We start from the raw sequence: 25,295 nt of genomic DNA, 5'->3' as shown, positions 1-25,295 counted from the left end.
TAATATTTTTATGTGCCCGTTGCTGAAGTGGAGTAATAAGAAGAACAACGCTGATTAACGACCTTTATCCGGCCAGGTCCAGGCAGGCTCATCGAACATACCCTGGCCGACGACGCGGGTACATCCCAACTGTTTTTCCAGAGCAATAGCATTGCATTGCGGTGCGCTTTCCAGTGCGGCAATCAAACGGCTCGCGTGGGATACCACCCACACTTGCGTGTGCTCGGACGCACGAATTATCAAACGTGCCAGGGCGGGTAATAAATCCGGGTGCAGGCTGGTTTCCGGTTCGTTTAACACCATCAGGGCTGGCGGGCGGGGCGTCAGCAATGCGGCAACCCACAACAGGTAACGCAGGGTGCCGTCCGATAACTCGGCAGCGGACAACGGGCGTAATAAACCTTCCTGTTGCAGCGCCACACCAAAGCGATTACCAGCTTGCATACTGATTTGCAGATGCGCACCGGGAAACGCATCATTGATCGCGTCGTTGAGTGCCTTGGCATCGCCAATTTCTCTGATGGTTTGTAACGCCGCGGCCAGATCCCGGCCATCGTGATGCAGCACCGGTGTGCGCGTGCCGATTTGCGGTTGCCGCGCCGGCGCATCGGCATCGGTGCGAAAATGGTCATAGAAACGCCAGTTGCGAATCTCTTCCCGTAAGGCAATCACCTCCGGCGTTTTAACCGGATCAGCGATTTGTGTAAACACACTGTCGAAGGTATTGGTGTGTTGGGCAATCACTTCCCACGCGCGATTTTCCCTCACCTTAATCAGACTTCCGTCGCGCTCTACCAACGCACTTGCCGGACGGTATTGTTCGCCAACCCAGATACTTTCGCGTTTGATTTCCGGATCAAATGCAAACGCGGAACTCGAAGGAATGGGTAAGCCCAGGGCAATGGCATAACTGAAGTTATCGCTGGAAAATCCCAGGCGCAAACGTTGGGTATGTTGTCGGGGCCCGCCCTGGACCGGCACTTCCCCCGAACTCATGCGACGCGTGATTTTTTCGGGACCGGCCCAGAAAGTTGAATCGAGTCCGCCTTCTTTGGCCAGTGCCCGCACCACGCCGCCTTGCGCGGTTTCGGCCAATAAACGCAATGCGCGATACAAATTGGATTTGCCACTGGCGTTGGCACCCGTGACGACGTTCAAGCTTCCCAGCGGAATAATCAATTCATTGAGTGAGCGGTAATTTGCAACAGCCAGTGTGGTGATCATAGTCCTGCTTCTTGTTCAGTGGCGACAAGTTGTACACGATGCGTGAGCACAACCGCAGCTGTCAAGTTGCCTAATTGGAGATCCACACGAATTGGTAGGGGGCTAGCGTCAGCTGGCCGCCGAGGTTGTCATAGACTGCGCCGCTGATGAGATCTGCCCAATGATCTGTACCGATTAAATTAATGTCCGCCAGGTTAATCACCTGTTGCTCGTCGGTAATGTTGTACAGACAAAACACACTCTGCCGACGATCAATACTCTGTCGCCAGAAGGCAAATACACGGGTGCCCAGGTGCATGGTGAACTGCGTGGTGTTGGGATGAAAAGCCGATTGTTGTCGACGAATTCTCAGTAGTGTTAACAGTTCGTCAAAGACTGCTCGGTGATGGCGGTTACTGTCGGCCAGCGCTTGTTCCAGTTCATCGTATTGCCAGATATGGCGATTGATGGAGCGGGCACGGCCGGTGTGCTCCACGCGCTGATAATCATTTTCGGTCCCGAACAAACTGTGGATATAAAGGGCCGGGATACCCTCCAGTGCAAACATAATGGCGTGGGCACAAATAAACCGCTGGCGTTGCCAGCCATCATCGGGATTGTGCAGCGTACCTTTAAGGGCGCTGTATAACGCAATGTTGAGTTCGTAAGGATTATCTTTGCCGTCCTGCCCGCGCCGATAGGTTACCTTGCCACCAGCGGCTGTCATGGCGTCGATCATGCGTTGCCGTTCCTCCTCGCTGACCAACCCGTCCAGAGGACGTAAACCGACGCCGTCGTGAGACGCAATAAAATTTAAATAGGTGGTGCCCGCTTGCGCGGGTGGCATGCTCATCAGCCAGGTTTTTAAATGGCGACAATCTCCGCTCACCAGTGTGTATAACAGCAACGGCGGCAGGGAAAAATTGTAAATCAGGTGCGCTTCATTGGCATTGCCAAAATAGGTGAGGTTTTCGCGGTTAGGTACATTGGTTTCAGTGATGATCACGGCATCAGAACTGTGATGCTCGATGAGGGTCCGCAGCAATTTGATAATTTCATGGGTTTGCTGTAAATGGATACACGATGTACCAGGCTCTTTCCACAAAAAGGCAACCGCATCAAGGCGAAATAGTTTAACGCCCCACTGTAAGTAGTGACGGATTATATTGATAAACTCCTTCAGTACCGCCGGATTTTTAAAATTCAGATCCACCTGGTCTGCACTGAATGTACACCAGATATGGCGCGGACCATCCAGGGTTTCGTAAGCGTAGAGCAGGGGCGTATTGCGTGGCCGGACCACGGCCGACACGTCCAGGTCAGGAGCAGCCTCTACAAAATAATCCTTACCCGGATCAACGCGTTTCTTGAAATTCTCAAACCAGCGCCCGCGACTGGATACATGGTTAATCACCAGGTCCGCCATGAGTTTATAGTCCGCTGCAATGCGGCTGATATCATCCCACTCACCGAGCGACGGATTCACCGTCAGATAATCAATCACCGAAAATCCATCATCGGAGCTGTAAGGAAAGAATGGCAAAATATGTACGCTGCCGATGGTGTTGCGCACACGCCGGTCGAGAAACTCTTTCAGGGTGATCAGTGGCTGCTCGCCGGGTTTAACAATGGAATCGCCGTAGGTAATCAAAACCGCATCGGTTTCATCCCAGTGGTTGCGATGCGCTTGCGGGCTGCGACATTGTTCATCAATTCCCATGACATGAATGAGTTCCTGCGCAAGACGCTCAGGGTCAAGGTCAGGATAAATAAACGCCAGATGTTCCTTTACCCGGCGGAGCAAATCAGTCATCGCAGTGGTGGTCATGGCTATGGCCCTAAGCAGAAAATTCCCGGTGATCGTCTTCGACGGCTTGTTTGAGTTGGGTGAGAATATCCGGAATGGCGCTGATCACCCGGTTCCAGCTGGGAATGAACGGCCGGTCCATAGGGTTTTCCAGAAAAAACTCCCCGGCGCGCATGACATTTTGCGCAAATAGTTCCACCGTGGCTTCTTCAATGTGGCGGTCGTAACCCAGGCCGTTAATCAGTGCATCATTGTGGTAGGTATCGACAAAATCCAGTGCAATACGGTAGTAGGTGGCCTTGATGGTCCGAATTTTTTCCGTGGAAAACACTTCACCATTGGTAGCCAGTTTGCGAAACAAGGCTTTGGCAATATCAGTACTCATCTTGGATAAACCTTTGTCGGCATCCTCGGTGGAAGTGTCCTGGTGTTTATGGTCATAAATATCGGCGATATCTACCTGGCACAAACGGTTGGTGGCGTAGTTGCGATGCATCTCGGATAACACGCCAATCTCCAGGCCCCAGTCACTGGGGATGCGCAAGTCGTTGATCACATCCGTGCGCAGGGAAAATTCGCCGGCCAGTGGATAGCGAAAGCTGTCGAGATATTCCAGATACTCGCTGTAACCGCAGATTTTTTTCAGGGTGCGCAGCAAAGGCGTGACAAATAAACGGCTGACACGTCCCCCCATCTTGTTAGTCGCGACGCGTGCGTAAAAGCCTTTACAGAATTCATAATTAAACGCAGGATTTGCCACGGGATAAATCAAACGCGCCAACAGTTCGCGGTGGTACGTGACGATATCGCAATCATGCAATGCTACGGACATACCGCGCCCGGATGCCAGTACGTAACCAAAGCAATACCACACATTGCGGCCCTTACCCAGTTGGTTGGGCGCAAGGCCCAGTGATTGCAATTGTGCATCAATGGCCATCAAGCGCGGCCCGTCATTCCACAACACGCGATGATACTGGGGCAGTTGTTTGAAATAGGTCAGCGCGTGTTGGTATTCATCGCGGTTGGCACGGTCCAGCCCAATCACAATTTCATTGAGGTAAGGAACCCGGGTTAATTCGTTAACAATATTAGCCAGCGCCTCACCGGCCAACTCTGAATAAAGTGACGGTAGCACCAGGGACATGGGTCGCGTCGTCTTAAATTGATTCAGTTCTGCCTCCATGGCATCTACCGGTCGCTTGGCGATGTTGTGGAGTGTGGTGATCATACCGGTTTGATGAAAGTCGCCCATCTTGCACCTCGTCAGTTATCAGTTGTTATTGGAATGAAATGCGTTTAAATCGCTTGTGAGAATTTGTTCCATCGCTTCCTGCCAACCTAGAGGGCCGGGTTGTGTGGTGCGAATAATCCACTGCGGTTGAGTAATCTCAAGCTGTGCTGATCGAGGAGATTGAATGACCACCGCGATATCTGCTGCCTGCAACATGGCTTCGTCATTGGGGCTATCGCCCAAGGCCACGGTTAACAGTGGTTGATGCGTCTGGTAGCGTTGCACAAGCCATTGCATGGCACTGGCTTTATTGAACTGTCCCGTTACGCTGAGAAAGCGCCCGCCCTGAACGGCTTGTAAACCGTGTTCTTTGAGCTGATGGAGAAAGCTTGATAGTTGTTCCGGTGTGTCGTGCCACAATAACGGCTCTGTGTATTCCCGGGCGTTGGCCCGCTGTGCTTTATCAAGCGGCAAATCTGTGATTGTTGCGATGTCCTCGGTAGTACAATCCATAAACGCTGTAAAACGATAGCCTTTGCGTGTGCGCAATTCCTGCAAGATCTTATCTATATGATCGCGCGGCGGAGAAAATGCCTGGCACTGCCATGCATTGTTTTCTTGCCAGTGTATGGCGGCACCGTTCTCACTGATAAATGGAAATTCCAGGTGCAGTTCGTTGGACAAGTCAAGTAATTCAGCGCGGGTTTTACTGGAGACGAGGATCAGGGGATGGTGGCGGTTTTTTATATCGGTAAGCGCGGGCAGGGCGGGCGTGTAGCTGTAGGTGTGATGATCCAGTAGAGTGCCGTCCAGATCAGTAAAAATCAGTAGCATCATAAGATCATCTCTCTCGCCAGGGAACCAGTGGCCCGCTCAATGTAATGGTCTTCCGTGAGATGAAAAACCAGGTCCGCGCGATGGGGCATTTCCTGCAAAATATAACGGGTTAATCTTTCATAATGTTGAATAAACCGTTTGACCTGCGCGTGGGTCATCAATCCCTGACCTGTACCGCCGGTTTTGACAATCAGTTTTTGTTCTTGCAGCCAGCGCCAGTCTTCAATGGCTTCCATGGAGGGCGCTTTAAGCATGATTAACAAATCGCACTGCTCAAATAAGGCCGGGTATTGCTCTGCTAATTGCTGGTTTACGTAACGCCGCCAATGACCATCGCTATCCTCTGTGGCCTCTAACGCATTGACGGGTGTGACAAGTTGGTGTGCAGGCTGCGCGACCGCCCCAACGCACCAGCCCTCAAAAATAATAAAGTCTACCGGTAGCGGTTGTTGCGACCATTCTTTCACCGGTTTGCGATCATCCCGTGCTTTATCGAAGCGAGGTAATGTAATCACACCGTAATCAGGAGTCCGTTGTAAACTCTCAAATAACGCCAGGCCAAGCTCAATATCATGCGTACCGGGAACACCGCGTGTGCCTAATAACGGATGCACGCGTTGCGAAAGTTTCTCGCGTTCCGCGCGCGTCAGGTAGAGATCATCAATAGACACATTAGCACAAGGTTTGTGCGCGCCATTCTCAAGCATGCACTGCAACAGGGCGGCGAGCGTCGATTTGCCCGTGCCTTGTGCACCATTGATGCCGATGACCAGCGGCATAGGGTGCATCTGCTTACGTGATAACAGATAACGTGCCAGCGGAAAATAAAACCGCTGGCACACCCCGAGAAAATCCTCCGGCAATTGTTGTTCTGCTATTACATCACGCACCGCCGGCAACACATCATCCCATTGCATAAATTGGTCCTCATCATGAATGACTACTAGCAATATGGAGACCAGAACGCAGCGTGCTGATCAAAATTGAAAGCTAACGCCGCCACGAATGGATTTGGTTCGCCCGAAGATAAAGTCACATAGCCGATAAAAGCCTTGCCTTCGTACAATCGATAATCATCAGCTGCGCTGAATAAATTATCGCCATAGGTAAACGACAGATTACCGCCAATCAGTATATTGGCATCAAAGCGATAACCCACTGACACGCCGGTGTGGGTGCCGTCCACCCGCGTGCCTTCACCGTCGATGGCATAGGCGGGCTTTAAATCGATCTTGCTGCGGCCCAAGTTAGGTGTGATCACTACATCGGCACAGGTGTTGGCAGTTGCGAGACTAATGATTAATGATGCGAACAAGGTGGGGAGTTTTCGTGAGGCGGGCACAGAGTAGTCCTTTCATGGTTGTAGCGTCGGGCTGTTGAGTAGCCATGTTGAATAGGCCGACATAATACGGGTGTTTGGTGAAGAGAAAAAGTCCTCCGCTCCTAAATCAACGCCATTTGCATGCAAGATAATGCGACAGACCAAAGTGAAATAAAAGCTGATCCCACAGAAAAACAGCCTTAACGAAAAGCAGGATCATAACCCGCCACGCTTTTTTTCGATTGTTTGACCCAGATCACGACAATTCAAAATTGTTTTTTTAAATACGCGTTTTTATAACAATGAACAACTAACGCTTCGCTTTAAAGATAGAAAAAATATTATCACTTCCTGCGGGATAAATTTATGGTAGCGGACGATGTGGCGGGATTATCACCCTGATGATCCCCTGCTGCAGCTGACAACCCTCACGGATTATTGGAGAGCCTGCATGTCAACTCACCCCGCTTTTTGTTCGCAGTTGGATCAACCCCCCTTTCACGCATTACATCCAGTAACAAAAAAACGCCCGGTTTCTTTATTTGCTGCCATGCTATTGCCATTACCCTTGGCCATCGGTAGTGCAATAACCCAGGCGCAAAATGCGCCGAGTGATCAGCCGCAGGCGGTAGAAGAACTCTTGATTGTCGGCAGCCGGACGCGTGGGCGTACCGCTGAAGATTTACCTGTACCTGTGGATGTGCTCAATACCGAAGCGCTGGAAAAAACCGGACAGACGGAAGTCGGGCGCATGCTGCAAAGCCTCGCGCCTTCATTTAATTTTTCGTCGTCCACCATCAGTGACGGTACCGACGCACTGCGACCCGCGACCTTGCGAGGATTGGGGCCGGATCAAACGCTGGTGTTAATCAACGGCAAACGTCGCCATCAGGCATCATTAATTCATATCAATACCTCTGTGGGACGCGGCACAGCCGGTGTCGATATGAATGCAATTCCAGCGGCATCCATAAAACGTATTGAGGTCCTGCGCGATGGCGCCGCAGCGCAATACGGTTCGGATGCTATCGCGGGCGTGATTAACATCGTGCTGCGCGATGCAGACGAAGGCGGTAACGTCAGTGCTTATTATGGCGAGTACGCTGAAGGCGACGGTGAAACCATTAACCTGGATGTGAATAAAGGCTTTAACCTGGGTGATACCGGGTATATCAACATGACTCTGAATTTCCGTGATCGCGGCAGAACCAACCGCGCCGGCGTACCGGGCGACTGCGTTTTTGGCGGGTGTGTTGACAGTGACGATAACGGCTTTGTCGAAGCCGCTGATCCGCGTGAAATTGATTTTAATCGCGATGTTTATCGGATTGGCGACGCCGACTCGGAACAATTAGCACTAATCCTTAATGGTGCGGTTGATGTCGGTGCTGGTGAAGCTTACGGCTTTGTCACTTACTCCGAGCGCGAATCCACCTCTGGTGCGTTATATCGTAATCCCAGTTCGGGCTATTCCGCCGCGCTGGATGATGGCGATAATGTTATTCCGCTCGGATTCCTGCCCCATATCAATTCGCAAATCGATGACTTCTCAGCCAATATCGGTTACCGCATCGAATTCGCCAATGGCTGGGATATGGATGTTTCCTACACCAATGGCCGTAACGAAATTGATTATGACACCAGTAATTCCATTAACTATTCCTACGTTAATTATTTAAATTATGAAGAAGGCTTAACCGATGAAGAGATTCGCAGCAGCATCCCCCGCTCGGCGTACGCCTACGGTTTGGAATTGGGATTGCAGACGTTCAACATCGATTTTGATAACACCTTTGGTGATCTTTCGATAGCGACGGGATTTGAATACCGCATTGACGATTACAAGATTATCCCCGGCGAAGAGTATTCCTATCTGGATTACGATACAGACCTTGAAAACGGCGGGGTCGCTTTGTACCCGCAAGATGCCGGCGGCGGCATCCAGGGCTTTCCCGGTATTGCACCCGCGTCATCGGTGGATGAAGACCGCAGTGTGATCTCTGCCTTTGTTGACGCGGATTATCAATTGACTGACAGCGTATTGGTAACTGCTGCGATTCGGTTTGATGATTACGAAGATTTCGGCAACACCACCAATTACAAATTGGGTGCCAATTGGGCAGTGAATGACATCCTGCGTCTGCGCGCGGCAGCAAGCACCGGTTTTCGCGCGCCCTCCATGCAGCAGTTATATTTCAATAACATCGGCACGCAGTTTGTCACCAATCCGGCTGACCCGACTGGACCGCAAATTCTGGTTGAGGTTGGTACCTTTCGCAACGACAGCGAACTCGCCCAAGCCATCGGTATTCCGCAGTTGAAAGAGGAAGAGTCAACCAACTACAGCGCAGGTTTTGTGCTAACCCCTGTGGATCAACTGACTATCACGCTGGATTACTACGCGATCGATATCGATGACCGCATTGTGATCAGTAACCGCCTGAGCGGTGCCGATGATCCCAGCGGTACCCTGGGTGATGCGCTGGAAGCCGTGGGCGCCGGTGCAGGACAATTTTTTCTTAACGGCGCAAACACCGAAACGCGCGGTGTTGATCTCGTAATTAACTACGCCGGCATCAATTTCCTGGGCGGCAATCTGGATTTAACCCTGGCCGGCAATAAAACTGAAACCGACGTGGTAGATTTGTTCACCTCGCAAGCGGGATCGCTCGCGCAACTCGATGCCGATGTGGTATTCAGTTCGCAAGATATTTCTATCATCGAAGAATGGCAGCCGGAAGATCGCATCAGTCTGAGCGGTTATTATCAACTGGACAACTGGCGCGTTAACCTGGCGCTGAACCGTTACGGCGAGTACACCGTCGAAGACGGCGGCCGTCAGACCTACGGCGCTAAGGTATTAACCGACCTCAATGTGGAGTACGGTTTTGACAATGGACTGACATTGAGTCTGGGTGGCAATAATATCTTCGACGAATACCCGGATAAAAATACCATCGGTAACGCTCGCGGCGGTGCACTGGAAGACGCGCCGGGCGGCAACGTCATTGCCGACAGCCCCGGCATCTTCACCTATTCACGCCGCTCCGCACCTTTTGGTTTTAATGGTGCGTTCTGGTATGCAAAGGTGGGGTATAGTTTTTAATAAGTGAATTCTGATGAAACTCCGAGAAAGGATTCTTTGTAATTAAAATTCTATGAAAATTGTAAATCGCAAGTAAACTGACGGTTACACGATGCAAGTTTGGGGTTAGGGCTTTGGTTTAGAAACCAAAGCCCTAATGACAAACGTATAACGAAGTACCGCTGTAACATTTGTTTTATTCTGATTAAGATTCCAACCACCCCGGCAATTCAGTAACCGTATCCAATATCCCATCCGGCTTAATATCCGAACTATCCAGATAACTCTGACGAAATTTCCCGGTTTTTACCAACACCCCTTTAATTCCCATGGCCTGCGCGCCCCCGACATCGCTATCCAGATCATCGCCTACCAATAACGTGTTGTCAGCGCTCACGCCAGCGGAATCCAGCACCCGCTGAAAGAAAGCAGCCGTGGGCTTGCCCATGATTTGCGCGGTTTGATTGGTGACATATTCAAGCCCGGCGACGAAAAAGCCAATATCAGCTTTTAAGCCGTCGGCGGTTTGCCAGAAACGGTTTTTATGCAGGCAAATTAATTGCGCGCCGCTATGCATGGCATTGAACAGGCGATTAATCAGGGCCAGGTTCCATTGGTCGCCAATATCGCCCAGCACAATAAAATCCGGTTGTTGTTCATCAAGAGTAAATTGTGCGAAATCTGCTTTGATAGCATCTGCCACGACGGGCCAGATGCGGATTTTCTCGCCGCGTTTTTCTTGCATCGCGCGTAACTCTAAACGGGCGGCAGCGGGTGCGCTGATTAATTCATTGTCGTCCACCACAAAATCCATCGCGCGCAATTGTGTGAGCAGCTCGGCGTGTGAACGGGTGGTGGTGTTGGTGAGAAAGCGCAGGGCATAACCTTGCTGGCGCAGTGCGGATAGGGCGGCGGGTGCGCCGGGAATAATATCCTTGCCAATGTAAAGCGTGCCGTCGAGGTCGAGAAGAATCAGCTGAAGGGAATTTGATGGCATAACAAACTCCTTGCACAGGGACATGGAATTTACCGAGTTCACCGGGATTTAGTTGCTCTTGTAAACTTATGCCTTATTCGCTGATTCTGCAAACAGATTTAACGGTTGGCACGTCCCTGTGACTTTGAATTTCTATGCACAAAAATAGCGCATTCGTTTTTTTGCTATTGCCAAACGTTAATTGGCCTTGGGTACTTTTAATAGCGGTGATTGCAACGTCTTGATGTTCGGACCAATCAAGCTTTCGGTCACATCGCGCAGGTCGTCCAGCGACACTTTGCGAATAGGAATCAACGCGCGGGTCACATCGTCGATGGTATGCTCGCCTTTACTGCGCGCGCGAATTTCCCGGTCGAGCTCATCGAGTAATACCACGGCTCTTGCGGTGATCGCGCCATAAGAACGCTTGGTCCGCAGGTTTTCAACTTCAGCGCCTTTTTTACGCAGCCTGCTCATGATGTGATTGCGTCTTTCTTTCGGCATGCCGTTGGCGCGGTACAACAATTCAATGGAATAAAACTCCGCCAACCCTTCTGCAATCCAGTCGTCGCTGTAGTGCTTCTCTTTGACGGCACTGATGCGCGTTACCATATGCACCAATTCGTGAACAATCGGGCTGGTGCCGTCTTCGCCGACCATCGGTCGATCAGAATGCAAAAACAAGGAATTGGAAGCGGACAAACCACCGCGCCAGAGTGGGTCATCACCGCCGACAATCAATAATTTTTCGGGCGATTCGCCAAAGGCTTTCTCCAGCTCCGGCCAGACAAAACCGAGGAAGGTTAGGGCATCCATCCGACGCAGGTTGGAACCTTTGGGTGCGCTGACGGCAATACTGGTGTTACCAATTTTGCTGCGGCGGGTGCCGAGGTCGCCGGCGATCATCCAACCGGTGGGACGATCAAAGCGGCGCTCGGGATTGTCGATGCGAAACGTGGTACCGCGTTTGCGCGGCCATCCGGTTTCAATGCTCCAGCCTTTAGGCAGTTTGAATTCCAGTGTGGCTTTGGCGGTGGCGCCGGGCGCTTCGTAGGTATGGATGGCCGGGATGATGTCGTCGCCGCGAAAGATTGCCCAGTCTTTGGTCATCATCGCATCGAACTCGCCGGGATCGCGCTCGTGGGTAATTTTAATGTACAACGAGAGGCGTGCGTCTTCTTCGGGTAGTTTCCAGATGGCGCGCCCGTCTTTGATCATAAACTCGCCGTTCGCGCTGATGTTGGTATACACATCGCGCTTGACGTCGAATTCGATGTGTCGCAACAGGTCGCCGCGATCAACTTCCATGATGACAAATGCCCGATCTTTTTCCGGTTGCAGCTCCACGGTGTAATCAAGTTGGTAGTAGGGAGTCTCATCAGCCCCCGCCGATAGCGACCAGGAGCTGAAGACAAGGGCATAAAACAGGGTGTAAACGAGGGTAACGCGACGATCAATCAACGGCATAAGCGACTCATTGGTTTTTTTGGGAGGAGTAGGGATAAAGACAAGCACAGCAGGTGGTAGTTCGCGACATCTTAGCAGAGTGCCTGGGGCCTTTTCAGTAGGGGTGTCAGGCTCTCCTAAAAAATTTTTAGTCTATGCTTCTAATGGATTTTCAATCACTACCACACTTTAGGGAAAACCAGATGACAACATTCGACCAACAACAGGCTGGAGTACAAATGACGTTGGCGGGGCTGGCTTACGTTGATGAGGGTTTGGCGATCAATAAATTAAAACAGGCACTGATCCAGGAACTGCTGAAAACCCACTATGCGACGCAGGGTTTGTGGTCGTTGGTGTGGGGACCAGTGGTGCACGGGTGGGGCGATAACCTGGTATTTGTGGCCCAACACGCGCAAACCGCTGAATACTCCATCGTATTGCGCGGTACGGTCGATCAGCGCGGCAGTATTTGGGAAGACGTGCCCACCGAACAAAAAACCTTTCCGTTTTTTCCTGCCTCGACCGCACCGGACGCTGTACCAAAGGGCAAGGTGTCGTCCCATTTTCTGGAGGCGCAGCAGGCGTTATTAAGCGGGCGTGATCCAGATAGTGGTGAATCCCTCGCGCAATTCTTCAGTCGTGTAGGCAAGCAGACCGACATCACCATCTATGTTACTGGCCACAGTCAGGGCGCGGGCTTGGTTACCCTGTTTGTGCCCTGGGTGCTGAGTCAATCGGCGAGTTGGGATGGCAAGGTGAATTGTGTGGGTTATGGTTTTGCACCCCCCACGGCAGGCGACCCGGATTTTGCCAATTGGCTTAGCCAACATGCGACGTCTTTTCAGGTCATTAATCCGCTGGATGTTGTGCCTTTCGGTTATGCCGGTCTAAAAGATATTGTGAAAGATAAGGTGCCCGAAGCGGTGCCAGAGTTATATCGGTTGGCCATTGATGCGGCTATTGGTATCGCTGAACTGGCCGGTCATTGGCAGCAACCGCAAGTCATCATTAAATTGCCGCAGGTGCAGTTGCCGGAGTCTATCGGTTATCTCGATCAGGTGGGGGCACAACACAATCACAACAGTTATTTATATTTACTGGACGCGCCGCAAACCGATAGCGATCCGTCGATCTTGCCTAAATACCGTTAATGATTAATTGTTGCTGAGCATCATCTCGGCTTTATTTACGACGCGCTCGCAGAGTGCGTGGGTGGCGAGTATGTCATCGTGCGCACTTAACTGGCCACTGTGTACTTGCGCCACCCAGGTATTGATCATAGTGACAAAGCCGCGCTTGTAGAGCGTGTTTTCCCAATCGCCAAAGCCCAGGGAGCGGGCCTGGTTATCTTCATAATGCACGCCGTTAGTCAGGCTGTCGATTTGCCATTTTTGCTGCGGCGCGAAAAATTCAACCCGTTCTTCGGTTACCCCACTGACGCGATTCATACTCGCTGTCAGCAAGGTTTTATCGCGCTGCCACTGCACCTGAATAGCGCCTAGGGCGTTGGTTTTTCCGTGGGTGGTAATGTGCAGGTTTTGCAATATGCCCGGTGCGAGAAAACGCAGGCTGTCGAGCACATGAATAAAATCATCGTAGATAAAGATGCGCGGCTTATTAGGCAGGTTCACCCGATTTTTTTGCCAGTGAATATGAAGCGGGTTAGCGACATCTGCCAGGGGTGCAATCAGCGGTGCAAAGCGGCGATTGAAACCGACGGTTAACGGAATATTTTTTTGCGCGGCGAGGTTCAACAGCGCTTCACATTCGTGCAATTGGTAACTGAGCGGTTTATCAATAAACGTCGGAATACCTGCGTTTAATAATTGCGTGGCAATATGAGCGTGGCTTTCGGTGTTGCTATGAATCATTGCCGCATCCGGTTTGGCGGCGAGCAGGCTTTCCACAGTATTAAAACAATCGGCCACCCGATATTGTTGCGCGAGCGCCGCAAGTGTTTGCGCATTACGCGTGCACAACAGCGGAGTAATTTCCGGATGATTTGCTACCACCGGTAGATAGGCTTTACGGGCAATATCGCCCAGACCGATCATTGCAATACGCATAGATATTCCATCCAAATATGATTCGCTTAACCGTATTATCGGAACACGTAGGTCGGATTAGCCGAAGGCATAATCCGACAACACACGTGCGGTATTGTAAGCGCTACGTTTTACGGAACAGATGTCGGATTACGCTGCGCTAATCCGACCTACGGGTTACGGGCAACCAATACCGATTTGCGGCGCAGGCCCCATTGACGCAGGCGTTCCATGTAAAGATAGACCACCGGTGTGGTGTAGAGCGTCAGGAGTTGGCTGACCGCCAGACCGCCGATGATGGTGATCCCCAGCGGGCGACGCAATTCAGATCCTTCGTGGAAGCCCAATACCAATGGAATGGCACCCAGCAGACCGGCAAGGTTGGTCATTAAAATCGGGCGCAAGCGCAGCAATGCTGCCTGATAAATGGATTCACGGGATGACAAACCATCGCGGCGCTCGGCTTCCAGCGCAAAATCAATCATCAGGATCGCGTTCTTCATCACGATACCGATCAGCAGAAACAAACCCAGCAGCGCAATCAAACTGAAGGGCGTGTCACTCAGCCGCAACGCCAGCAGAGCGCCCACACCGGCGGAGGGCAGGGTAGAGAGAATGGTTAATGGATGAATCGTACTTTCATACAAAATCCCCAACACCAGATACACCGCCAGCAATACGCCCAGGATCAACCATGCCTGGTTCTGATCGGTGCCCGGTGTGCTCGGTCCCCATCCCGCCTGTTTGCTACCCGGCGGACCCACATGAACTTCCGAGGGCACCATCAGCTCTGCCAGCAAATTATCGATGGCTGCACGGGCCTGTTCAGCGGTGACACCTTCTGCCAGATCGTAGCCAATACTCACCGAGGCAAATTGCCCGGTGTGACGTACCCGGTCGTTGGCCAGGCCATAGCCAAAGGTCGCAAAGGTCGAGAGCGGAACGCGGCTGCCATCGCGGGTAATCACCTGAATCTGCTCGAGTGACGCCGGTGTCGAGGTGTATTCAGGCTCGAGCTCCATCACCACCCGGTATTGGTTGAACTCGTCGTACATGGTGGAGACTTGTCGCTGCGAGAAAGAGTTATTGAGCAGCGAAGCCACCATGGCCATATCCACACCCAGGCGTTGTGCTGCTTCGCGGTCGATATTAATCACTACCTGCTGGGCGCCTTCGCCGCGTTCGCCGTCGATGCTGGTCAGCTCCGGCAGTTTTTCCATCGCTTGGGTGACTTTCACGCCCCATTTTTGCAGCGGTTCCACTTCGCTGGAGAGCATTAACAATTCCTGTTCACTGCGACTGAAAGGCGAGTTCAAACGAATATCCTGGTCTACGCCGATCATCAGGATGCCCCCGGGAATTTGCGGCATACGTCGCCGTATGCGATCCACCACCTCTTCAGCAGGCACACCGCGTTCGGCCATGGGTTTCAGACTCACACGCATCCAGGCATTGCTCACGCCCATGCCGCCACCACTAGCGCCGAAGACGTCTTCAACTGCGGGGTCGGATAAGAGTAGCTGGCGGAACTCCTCGATCTTGGGCTGCATGATCTGGAAGGAGAAGCCGTCGTCGCCGCGAATCCAGCCGGTTAGCTGGCCGGTGTCCTGCTCCGGCAGCATAGTTTTTGGAATTGCGACGTAGAGATAAAAATTCACGCCGATCACTGCCGCTAACAACAGAATCACCAGCAGGCTATGGCGCAAAGCCCAGTTCAGGCTGACGGCATAGCCGTGTTTGATGTCGTCGAAGATAGTGGGTTTTTTCTCCTGCCCCGGCACCGGCGGTGCATCGGGTTTAAGCAGGTGGGCACACAAACTTGGCGTCAGGCTGAGGGAGACGGCGAGTGAAATCAGCATGGCGGCGGCGAGGGTGATGGAGAATTCGCGGAAGAGTTTTTCTACCACGCCGCCCATAAACAGGATCGACACGAACACCACCACCAGGGTGATGTTCATCGCCAGCAGGGTGAAACCCACCTCGTGTGCGCCGCGAATCGCTGCGCGATAGGGTGATAGCCCGCGCTCGATATGGCGTTTGATGTTCTCCAGCACCACGATGGCGTCATCCACTACCAAGCCAGCCGCAACGATCAACGCCATCAGCGACAGGTTATTGAGCGAGAAGCCGTAGAGGTACATCACCGCAAAAGCCCCGATCAGCGAGACCGGAATCGCCAGGCTGGGAATCAACGCACTGCGGGCACTGCCGAGGAATACCCAGACCACGCCGACCACCAGCAACACCGCGATCAGCAAAGTGATCTGTGCTTCTTTTAGCGTGGCGCGAATGCCGGGGGAGCGATCCATCACCACTTTTAACTCGGTATCTGTTGGCATTAGCGCGCGCAAGGCGGGCAGTTGCTCGTTGATGGCATCGATGGTTTCCATGATGTTGGCGCCGGTCTGGCGGCTGACTGTCAGGGTGACCGCCGAGCGCTGGTTGTGGAAGCCGCTGGCGTAGCGGTTTTCCACTGAATCGGTCACTTCCGCCACATCCTGCAAACGCACCGGCGCGCCTTCCTGGTAGCGGATGATCAGCGGTTTATAGTCAGCGGCGCTGCGCAGGGTATCGCTGGTGCGGATCTGCCAGCGACTTTCGTCTTCTTCCAGCAATCCGAGCGGCTGCACCACATTGGCATTGGCAATAGCGTTGCGTACCTCGTCCAGTGCGATGCCGTAATGGGCGAGGGAGCCGGGGTTGAGCTGGATGCGCACCGCTGGCAGGGAGGCGCCGTCGATACCCACCTGACCTACGCCACGAATCTGCGACAGTTTTTGCGCAAGGATGGTAGAGGCCGCATCATAGAGCGCGCTGGGAGATAGGTTAGGCGAGCTTAATGCCAACGCCATAATCGGTGCCTGGGAGGGGCTGATCTTGCGATAGGTCGGCATGCCCGGCATTCCTGCCGGCAGTTGGCCGCGCGCCGCATTGAGCGCGGCCTGCACGTCGCGGGCAGCGGAATCCAGATCCCGGTCAAGATCGAATTCCAGCCAGATTTGGGTCGCGCCCTGGCTGGAGTTGGAATTCAGGCCGGTCACGCCGGGGATGCTGCCCAATGCGCGTTCAAGGGGGGTGGCAACCGTGGCGGCCATACTTTCCGGGCTGGCGCCGGGTAAAGAGGCGTAAATCTGGATCGACGGAAAATCCACCTGCGGCAAAGGCGCCACCGGCAGCATCCGCCAGGCCAGGAGTCCCACCAATACAATCGCGACTGCCAGCAAACTACTGGCAACGGGGCGGCGGATAAACGGGCGTGCGAGGCTCATAATCCGCTTACTCCCGCAACGGCAACGCCTGTTGCTCGGCCTTGTTCGGGCGGTTCTTCAACCACCGATCAAAGAATAAGTACACCACTGGTGTGGTGAACAGGGTCAGAACCTGACTAACCAACAAACCACCCACCATCACCAGGCCCAGGGGCTGACGTAGTTCGGCGCCGGAACCAGAGGCGAGCATCAGGGGAATTGCACCAAACAGCGCGGCGAGGGTGGTCATCAGGATCGGGCGGAAGCGCATCATGGCGGCGCGGTGGATGGCCGCGCGGGGAGTCAGGCCGTCTTTGCGTTGAGCTTCCAGCGCAAAGTCCACCATCATGATGCCGTTTTTCTTCACCAGGCCGATCAGCAGTACCACGCCGATGACTGCAATCAGATCCAATGGCCGCCCGGTCAGTAATAGCGCCAACAAAGCCCCTACAGTGGCAGATGGCAGGGTCGATAGGATTGTAACCGGGTGAATAAAACTTTCGTACAGCACACCCAGTACGATGTACATGGTGACCACAGCCGCGAGGATCAGCCACAAGGTGTTGCTGAGCGAGGCACGGAAAGCTTCCGCGGCGCCCTGAAAACGCAGCTCCAGCGCAGCCGGCATCGCCAGCTCCTGTTGGGCGGTTTCGATAGCATCAATGGCTTCACCCAAGGATGCACCGGTGGCCAGATTGAATGACACGGTGGTCGACGGAAATTGCCCCTGGTGGTTGATCAGCAGGGCGGTGGGCCGCTGGGTCACCCTGGCAAGGGTGGACAATAACACCGGCTGGCCCGCGCTGTTGGACACATAGGTCGTTTCCAGGGCTTTTAACCCTTGCGCGTAATCCGGATTAACCTCCAATACCACACGATACTGATTGGCTTGGGTAAACAATGTAGCGATTTGTCGCTGGCCATAGGCACTTTGCAGCGCGGCGGCGATATCACTGACCCGCACGCCCAAGCGGGCAGCAGCATCGCGGTCGATATCCACATAAGCCTGGAGTCCCTGGGTTTGCAGGTCGCTGGCCACATCGGCCAATGCGGGTTCCTGGCGCAGGCGTTCAATCACCTGTGGCACCCAGTCATCCAGCAATTGGCTGTCCGGTGTGGTGAGGGTGAATTGGTATTGGGTGCGGCTGATACGGTCTTCGATACTGAGTTCCTGCACCGGCTGGAACCAGGCGGTAATCCCGGTGACGCCCTTAATGTTTTCCCGCAGGCGATCAATAATCTCGCCTGCGGTTGCATCGCGCTCGCCATGGGATTTGAGGTTGATCAGCAGGCGTCCGCTGTTGAGTGTGATATTGCTGCCGTCCACGCCGATAAAGGAGGACAGGCTCGCCACGTCCGGGTCTGCCAACACCCGCTCGACCAGCAATTGCTGTCGCTCGGCCATGGCATCAAAGGAAATATCCTGCGGGGCTTCGGTGACCACCTGGATCACGCCGCTGTCCTGTACCGGAAAGAACCCTTTGGGCACCAGCAGGTATAAGCCAGCTGTCAATACGACTGTGCCGATCATCACCAGCATGGCCGCCGGTTGATGCTCCAACACCCGATCCAGCCAGATACCGTAACGGGCAATCAGGCGATCCATAAAACCGGGATCAGCCGCATCGTGGGCCGGCGCATCGCGCAGCATGCGCGCGCACATCATCGGCGTCAGGGTGAGTGACACCACCAGCGAAATACCGATGGCAACCGCCAGGGTAATGGCGAATTCCTGGAACAGACGGCCAACCACGTCGCCCATAAACAGCAACGGAATCAACACCGCGATCAGCGAAATTGTCAACGAGATCAAGGTAAAGCCGATCTCCGCCGCACCTTTTAACGCCGCCTGCAAGGGCGACTCGCCTTCTTCCCGGTGGCGGGCCACGTTCTCCAGCATCACGATGGCGTCGTCCACTACAAAACCGGTGGCAATAGTCAGGGCCATCAGCGACAGGTTGTTGATGGAGAAGCCCATCATGTACATCACGCCGAAGGTGCCCACCAGCGACAGGGGCACGGCGACACTAGGGATAATGGTGGCGGGAATTGTGCGCAGGAAGACGAAGGTCACCAGCACCACCAGGCAAATGGCGAAGATCAGTTCTTTTTGCACATCGCGAATAGACGCGCGAATACTATTGGTGCGGTCGGTCAACACGGTGACCTCCACAGCGGCGGGCAGGGTGGAGGTCAGCTGCGGCATCAGCGCTTGCACGCTGTCGGCCACGTCAATCACATTGGCGCCGGGCTGGCGTTGGATATTGATCAGCACGGCAGGTTGTGTATCGGCCCAAGCGGCGAGGAATCGATCTTCGGCACCGTTGACCACCTTGGCCACGTCTTTCAGGCGCACCGGTGCTCCGGCGTTCCAATTTATCAGCAGGTTTTCGTATTCCTCGACCGATTTGATCTGGTCATTGGCGTCGAGCATGGTGGAGCGGTAAGGGCCGTCGAAGCTGCCCTTGGGCTGGTTGGCGTTGGCGGTGACGATAGCGGAGCGGACTTCTTCAAGGCTCATACCGAGCGACGCCAGCGCCGTCGGATTAACCTTGACGCGAATGGCCGGGCGTTGGCCGCCTGCCAGGCTCACCATCCCCACGCCGGGTAACTGCGCCAGCTTCTGCGCCATGCGCGTGTCGATCAGGTCGTAAACTTCGGGCAACGGCAGGCTTTTAGAGGTAACCGCCAAGGTCATGATAGGCGCGTCAGCGGGATTCACTTTGCGATAGATTGGCGGTGTCGGCAGGTCGCCGGGCAATAAGCTGCTGGCGGTGTTGATCGCGGCCTGGACTTCCTGCTCCGCCACGCCCAGGTCAACTTCCAGCGAAAACTGCAGGGTAATAATCGAAGCCCCGGTGGAGCTGGTAGAGGACATTTGTTTCAAGCCGGGAATCTGCCCCAGTCGACGCTCAAGCGGTGCGGTGATGGTCCGTGCCATCACGTCCGGGCTGGCGCCGGGGTTGAAGGTAAAGACCTGGATGATCGGATAATCCACCTGCGGCAAAGCCGCCACCGGCAGCAACCGCCACGCCAGGATGCCGGACATCAGCAGCGCCAACATCAATAACGACGTTGCCACCGGGCGCAGGATAAAAGGGCGGGACACACTCATTGAAACAGTCTCATCAACAGTCACTCATTGGTAAACCAAAACAGATTTATTGATCTGTCGTCGGTGCCGTTTATCAATATTGGTTTGTTCGGCGATCCTGGTGTCGGATTACGCTGGCGCTAATCCGACCTACGGTATTCCAGCTCGGTGACGTAGGTCGGCTTAGCGCAGCGTAAGCCGACAAATCCCGGACTTAATTCGTCACCTTAACCTCACGGCCTTCATTAAGCCGATCAATCCCCTCCAGCACCACCGCTTCACCTTCCTGCAAACCTTCTTCAATCGCCACCCGCACACCCTCGGTAGGGCCGAGTTTAATTGGGCGGATTTTGGCTTTGCCGTCTTCAATGGTGTACACGTAAGTCCCCTGGGAGCCGAACTGTACGGCATCCACCGGGATAGTGATGGCCTTGTCCAAGGTTTGCAGGTGTAGGCGAGCGTTCACAAACTGGTTGGGGAAGAGCATGTCGTCCGCATTGGCAAATTGTGCCTTTAAGCGCAGGGTGCCAGTGGCGGAATCAATCTGGTTATCCAGGGTGGTGAGTTCGCCAGTGGCCAACTGATGTTGCTCGCTGCGATCCCAGGCTTCGACAGCCAGGCGTTGCTCCGCCTCAGTCGCCGCGTTATAAGACTGGCGCACCGCCACCAACTGGTTTTCCGGAATGGTAAACACCACCGCGATAGGTTGAGTCTGGGTAATGCTGACCAAGCCTTCGGTATCGCTGGCGTTGATCATATTACCCACGTCGATCCGGCGCAGGCCCAGGCGGCCCGCAATCGGTGCCTCGATGCGGGTATAGGACAACTGCAATTTCGCATCGTCAACCTGCGCCTGGTGATTCTTTAAGGTTCCCTTGAATTGCTCGACCAGGGCTTCCTGTTTATCCAGTTGCTGCTTGGGAATGGATTTTTGTTCGTAGAGGCGCTTGTACAACACCAGGTCTTCTTCGGTGGTTTTTAACTGTGCACGGGTTTCCTGCAAGGTACCCTCGGCCTGTGCCAAACGCACGCGGTAAGGCGCCGGATCAATCTCTGCTAGCACCGTCCCCGCCTTGACCTGCTGTCCCTCCTGAAACGAGACATCAACCAGCGGGCCATCGACTCGACTGCGCACCGTGACGGTGTTGAGCGGGGTAACGGTGCCGATGGCTTTGATGTGAACTTTTAAATCTTCACGAGTGGCAGTAACCGTGCGCACCGGCACCGGGCTCATCCAGGGGTTGGGGGGCGGCGGTAATTTTTCTGCCGGTGAGCGCCAGACAAAGAACCAGAGTAACAGCAGTACAACAACGAGGACTGCGGCCAACAGCCACCGTTGGCCGCGGGATAAACGGGAAACAGGTGCAAACATGAAGATTCCTACATTAAGCCTACTGACTGACGCTGGGGGTAAATGAACGGGGTGTGGGGTGGATCAGAAAACCCTGACAGAATTCCCGATATTTCCCGGTCTTTTTCTTAATACGTATGGGCGACAATAATCGGTAAACATTGGCGCTGTTATTGCTTTGGTTGAGGGAGCGTAAGTGTTAAGTGTTGGGGTAGCAACCGGTTTTACATTTCCCAACGTTTTGTGATTGATGGAATTTCTGGTTTTCTTATTTAAGGGGTGCCATCTTGGAGAGCGGAGTTTCCGGACAGTGTTGGGAGACACGCCGTGAATACATCCATGTAGGCTCGGCATAGGCATCCCTTCGCGCTCCCGGCGCTTCGGGAAACTTCCTACTTCCATGTAGGTCGTCCATGCCTCTGACGGTCTCCCAACACTGTCCGGAAACTCCTTTGTGCTCCGAATATGGATTTGTTCAAGAGCGACTTCCCGACCTAAACGTCTTTTTACACTTTCACCCCTGATCCCGAAATTATCCCGGTGATATAGTGCCCGGCACTTTTTCCGGCGTTTTGCGCTTTGCGTATTTTTTGTGGTGAATGTTATGTCCGTTGTTACTTCCGCCTCTCATCCTGTCCCCGGTTTTGCTGAACAAATGTCTACCCGCGCGGCGTTTTTAATTGCCGGTGTGGGAATGGCCAGCTGGGCACCGCTGGTGCCTTTTGCGAAAGAGCGTCTCGCTGTTAACGAAGCGACGCTGGGTTTATTGTTGTTGTGCCTCGGTGCCGGTTCGCTCGCGTCCATGCCGATTACCGGGATGCTTACCGGTCGCCTGGGTTGTCGGCGGGTGATTATGGTGGCGGCGTTATTGATGTGTGTGAGTCTGGTGTGCCTGACCAGCGCGCCGAGTGTGTTGACCATGGCGCTGACGTTGTTGGTGTTCGGTGCGTCGGTGGGCACGGTGGATGTGGCGATGAATATTCAGGCGGTGATGGTGGAGAAAGCCAGTGGCCGTTCGATGATGTCGGGCTTTCACGGCTTTTACAGTCTCGGCGGTATTCTCGGTGCGGCGGGTGTGAGTGGATTGTTGTGGCTCGCGTTTTCACCGCTTATCGCGGTGGTCGTGATGGCGGTTGTCATACTGATATTGCTCGCTGTGTGTTTCGCACATTTGTTGCCCTACGGCAGCACCAGTCGCGACCCGTTGTTCGTTATGCCGCACGGCAAGGTTTTATTGATTGGTTGTTTATGTTTTGTGGTGTTTCTGGCGGAAGGTTCAGTGCTGGACTGGAGTGCGGTTTTTCTTACCAGCATGCGTAATGTCGATGCAGCGCAAGCCGGTTTGGGCTTTGCGGGCTTTTCGGTCGCTATGACTGTCGCACGTTTGACGGGTGATCGGATTGTGCAGGCACTGGGTGGAACAAAAGTGATTTTTCTCGGCGGCATTTGTGCGGCGGCGGGGTTTTTATTAACGGTCCTGGTGCCCGCGCGTGAAGCGGCGTTTTTAGGTTTTGTGTTGATCGGCTTAGGTGCTTCTAACATTGTGCCGGTGTTATTCACGGCGGCCGGTAATCAAAAAACCATGCCGGTGAGTTTGGCGATTTCGGCTGTAGCTACTCTGGGTTATGCGGGTATCCTTGCTGGTCCGGCAATGATCGGCTTTGTGGCGCAATTCAGTAGTTTGTCGGTGTCGTTTGCGCTGGTTGCTTTGGGATTATTGGCTTTGGCAAGTTGTGCGCGGTTGGTGACGCGGTAAATTTGGTTGGGATTAAAGTTGAGAAGGTATTGGCCGATAGTGAGGTAAATGTGCTTCGTAGTTCGTTTGTCGTTAGGCCATTGGTTTCGAAAACGCATGAATACATCCCTGTAGCTCCCTCAAGTCGTCCCTGACTTGAGGGTTTCGAAACCAATGGCCTAACGCCAAACTTGCATCGTGCGAGCGTCAAGTGTGCGGTAGTTTTTGGTTTTGCTTGGGAACAGCGGTTTATGTCGATATCACCCACCTCATCGTTAATTACACCTGGTGCAACAGTAAATGCCCCGGTACTTCCCGCAAATAAAACGGTTGAGCCCACTGCATCGCCGCTCGCTATTCAGGACTCGCCTTCGACTCAAGTTAGTCTGGGTGCATTTGAAAACTCCACGCCGACCTATAGCAAGCCATCCGCAGAAGTTACTTACCTGCGCTATCAGCAACAAACAGGCATTGTTGCGGGGGCGTTGTCGCAGCAACTACTCAATGAATGGTCAACGTTCCGTAATGATCGCGCGCATAGTTTTCGTGCGGGAAGTTTTTTGAGTCAGGTGGGTGCGCTCAGCGCCGAGACTAATAGTTTTCGCAATGAGGCACGCAATTTCAGTGTGCCGGGCGATATTGCAGCGGAGAAATTTTCGCCGGATTTCTCGGCGTTGGTGGGTAAACGTCGGGAATCTTTTTTGCTGACCATTCGTACCAAAGAGGGTGATGACATCACGGTTCGCATGACGCGTCGCCAAGGTCCTGGTGGAGAGAGTCTGGAGTTTGCGTTTGATGTGGTTGGTGAATTATCAGAAGCGGAACAGCAAGCGCTCGATAAACTCGCCAGTAAACTCGGTGAAGTGGCGGATGAATTTTTTCGTACCGGCAAAGCGGAACTGCGTGGCCTTGCTGCCTTTGATGATGCCAATATTCAATCCTTTAAACTTGAATTATCCAAACCCAACGGCGACGTCTACGATACGCTGAATTACGACTATGCGTTTGATGAAACCACGCAAACCCGTCGCTTGCGCGGTGAAGACGTGGCCGGTTATCAATTTGATATTACTGCGCACGTTAATGGCATATTACCAACGGATCGCGCGACGGCCCAGCAAACCATCGAGCAATACCTGGATTTAATTCGCCGGGCAGGCGATGCGCGTGGTACGGAGAGTGCGTCGGTGCGTTTTATGCTGGATGGGCTGCGCAGTGTGTTGTTGCTGGATGAATTAACACTGCCGACATCTTCGCCGGCAGAAAAAAGCCTGCCCGATGAATTTCATACGGGATTACCGGATTTCACGGCCAGCTTCCGCGCAACAACCACCTATAACCCGGAAAATCGCACACAAGTATCAGCGATGAATCTCACGATGGGACAGACAACGCGCGCCGAAACCGACGGTGCACGTTTGCTGCTGCAACAGGAATCTTTTTATGAACTGCATAGCAGCTATTTCAAACCCTTACCCTGGCTGGAAGCAGCGGATTTTACAAACGGCAATTATGTGTACGTCAATGAATACGAAAGCGGTAAAACGACACGCACTCTGGATATGTCAGCAGGCGATGTAGATAGTTTATTGGTAGAGCGTGAGAAAACCCATGACATACTGGAGCGCTTCTACCAGAATTTTGCCGAAATAGATCGTCATGAAGACCATCAAAAAGAGCGAACACTTGAGAACCTGGTGGATCGACTTTCTCCCACTGAATCCAATGAAATCCGACAACAGAATCTGCTGGCTTTATTAAAAGAAAGTCGCTCTAATCTTTTCGAATAAATGCAGGATAGTACGGAAGACATTGCGGAGAAGGGTGCGAGACCGTCACCGGCAGGGATGCCGGTGTCGAGCCTACAGGGAAGTATTTACGGCGTGTCTCGCACCCTTCTCCGCAATGTC

The 25,295-nt window shown here is 53.4% G+C and carries 16 protein-coding genes; 4 read left to right on the top strand and 12 right to left on the bottom strand.

Translation table 11 applies throughout. The features are described from left to right. Positions 1-54: 54 nt before the first annotated feature. The 6 genes from ACSV5M_RS17255 to ACSV5M_RS17230 form a co-directional block, all read right to left on the bottom strand. Positions 55-1,224 carry an AAA family ATPase gene (locus ACSV5M_RS17255; protein WP_439177667.1) on the bottom strand — a complete coding sequence of 390 codons (1,170 nt, stop codon included), beginning with the start codon at positions 1,222-1,224 and terminating at the stop codon, positions 55-57. Between the two features lie 70 nt (positions 1,225-1,294). After that, positions 1,295-3,031: an alpha-amylase family glycosyl hydrolase gene (locus tag ACSV5M_RS17250; RefSeq protein ID WP_439177665.1), complete on the bottom strand. Its 1,737-nt coding sequence runs from the start codon at positions 3,029-3,031 to the stop codon at positions 1,295-1,297. Between the two features lie 10 nt (positions 3,032-3,041). Beyond that, a complete protein-coding gene (locus ACSV5M_RS17245; protein ID WP_439177664.1) occupies positions 3,042-4,265 on the bottom strand; it encodes a glycosyl transferase in 1,224 nt (407 codons plus the stop codon). A gap of 18 nt (positions 4,266-4,283) precedes the next feature. Continuing rightward, positions 4,284-5,081, bottom strand: coding sequence for an HAD-IIB family hydrolase (locus ACSV5M_RS17240; RefSeq protein WP_439177663.1), 798 nt, complete (start codon positions 5,079-5,081; stop codon positions 4,284-4,286). Further along, positions 5,078-5,998: a phosphoribulokinase gene (locus ACSV5M_RS17235; RefSeq protein WP_439177662.1), complete on the bottom strand. Its 921-nt coding sequence runs from the start codon at positions 5,996-5,998 to the stop codon at positions 5,078-5,080. The genes ACSV5M_RS17240 and ACSV5M_RS17235 overlap by 4 nt, the downstream gene beginning before the upstream one ends. 26 nt (positions 5,999-6,024) lie before the next feature. After that, positions 6,025-6,423, bottom strand: a complete 399-nt coding sequence (locus ACSV5M_RS17230; protein WP_439177661.1) for a hypothetical protein — start codon at positions 6,421-6,423, stop codon at positions 6,025-6,027. 430 nt (positions 6,424-6,853) lie between these two features. Here ACSV5M_RS17230 and ACSV5M_RS17225 point away from each other — a divergent pair, with 430 nt between their 5' ends. Beyond that, positions 6,854-9,508: a TonB-dependent receptor plug domain-containing protein gene (locus tag ACSV5M_RS17225; RefSeq protein WP_439177659.1), complete on the top strand. Its 2,655-nt coding sequence runs from the start codon at positions 6,854-6,856 to the stop codon at positions 9,506-9,508. A 184-nt stretch (positions 9,509-9,692) separates the two neighbouring features. Here the strand turns inward: ACSV5M_RS17225 and ACSV5M_RS17220 are convergent, their stop codons facing one another. Both ACSV5M_RS17220 and ACSV5M_RS17215 read right to left on the bottom strand, forming a co-directional pair. Continuing rightward, on the bottom strand, positions 9,693-10,484 hold the full coding sequence (locus ACSV5M_RS17220; RefSeq protein WP_439177657.1) for a TIGR01458 family HAD-type hydrolase: 792 nt from the start codon (positions 10,482-10,484) through the stop codon (positions 9,693-9,695). A 177-nt stretch (positions 10,485-10,661) separates the two neighbouring features. Next, a complete protein-coding gene (locus ACSV5M_RS17215; RefSeq protein ID WP_439177656.1) occupies positions 10,662-11,930 on the bottom strand; it encodes a hypothetical protein in 1,269 nt (422 codons plus the stop codon). A 182-nt stretch (positions 11,931-12,112) separates the two neighbouring features. Between ACSV5M_RS17215 and ACSV5M_RS17210 the strand changes: the two genes are divergently transcribed. Continuing rightward, positions 12,113-13,063, top strand: a complete 951-nt coding sequence (locus ACSV5M_RS17210) for a lipase family protein (protein ID WP_439177654.1) — start codon at positions 12,113-12,115, stop codon at positions 13,061-13,063. 3 nt (positions 13,064-13,066) lie between these two features. Here the strand turns inward: ACSV5M_RS17210 and ACSV5M_RS17205 are convergent, their stop codons facing one another. The 4 genes from ACSV5M_RS17205 to ACSV5M_RS17190 all read right to left on the bottom strand — a co-directional run bounded on the left by ACSV5M_RS17205 (position 13,067) and on the right by ACSV5M_RS17190 (position 21,671). Further along, on the bottom strand, positions 13,067-13,978 hold the full coding sequence (locus ACSV5M_RS17205; protein WP_439177653.1) for a Gfo/Idh/MocA family protein: 912 nt from the start codon (positions 13,976-13,978) through the stop codon (positions 13,067-13,069). 149 nt (positions 13,979-14,127) lie between these two features. Next, positions 14,128-17,226 (bottom strand): efflux RND transporter permease subunit, encoded by a 3,099-nt coding sequence (locus ACSV5M_RS17200; protein ID WP_439177651.1) that lies wholly within the window; start codon positions 17,224-17,226, stop codon positions 14,128-14,130. Between the two features lie 7 nt (positions 17,227-17,233). Next, positions 17,234-20,320: a multidrug efflux RND transporter permease subunit gene (locus ACSV5M_RS17195; RefSeq protein ID WP_439177650.1), complete on the bottom strand. Its 3,087-nt coding sequence runs from the start codon at positions 20,318-20,320 to the stop codon at positions 17,234-17,236. A gap of 193 nt (positions 20,321-20,513) precedes the next feature. Beyond that, the gene (locus tag ACSV5M_RS17190; protein WP_439177648.1) at positions 20,514-21,671 is read right to left on the bottom strand and encodes an MdtA/MuxA family multidrug efflux RND transporter periplasmic adaptor subunit; all 1,158 of its coding nucleotides are present in this window, start codon (positions 21,669-21,671) and stop codon (positions 20,514-20,516) included. A gap of 583 nt (positions 21,672-22,254) precedes the next feature. Here ACSV5M_RS17190 and ACSV5M_RS17185 point away from each other — a divergent pair. Continuing rightward, complete coding sequence (locus ACSV5M_RS17185; protein ID WP_439177647.1) at positions 22,255-23,406, top strand: MFS transporter; 1,152 nt, start codon at positions 22,255-22,257, stop codon at positions 23,404-23,406. A gap of 230 nt (positions 23,407-23,636) precedes the next feature. Continuing rightward, positions 23,637-25,175: a hypothetical protein gene (locus tag ACSV5M_RS17180; RefSeq protein WP_439177645.1), complete on the top strand. Its 1,539-nt coding sequence runs from the start codon at positions 23,637-23,639 to the stop codon at positions 25,173-25,175. Positions 25,176-25,295 lie beyond the last annotated feature (120 nt).

Source organism: Cellvibrio sp. ARAG 10.3, assembly GCF_051846955.1.
In the GTDB taxonomy this organism is placed as follows: Bacteria; Pseudomonadota; Gammaproteobacteria; order Pseudomonadales; family Cellvibrionaceae; genus Cellvibrio.
This window is presented reverse-complemented; position numbering and strand designations above follow the sequence as displayed.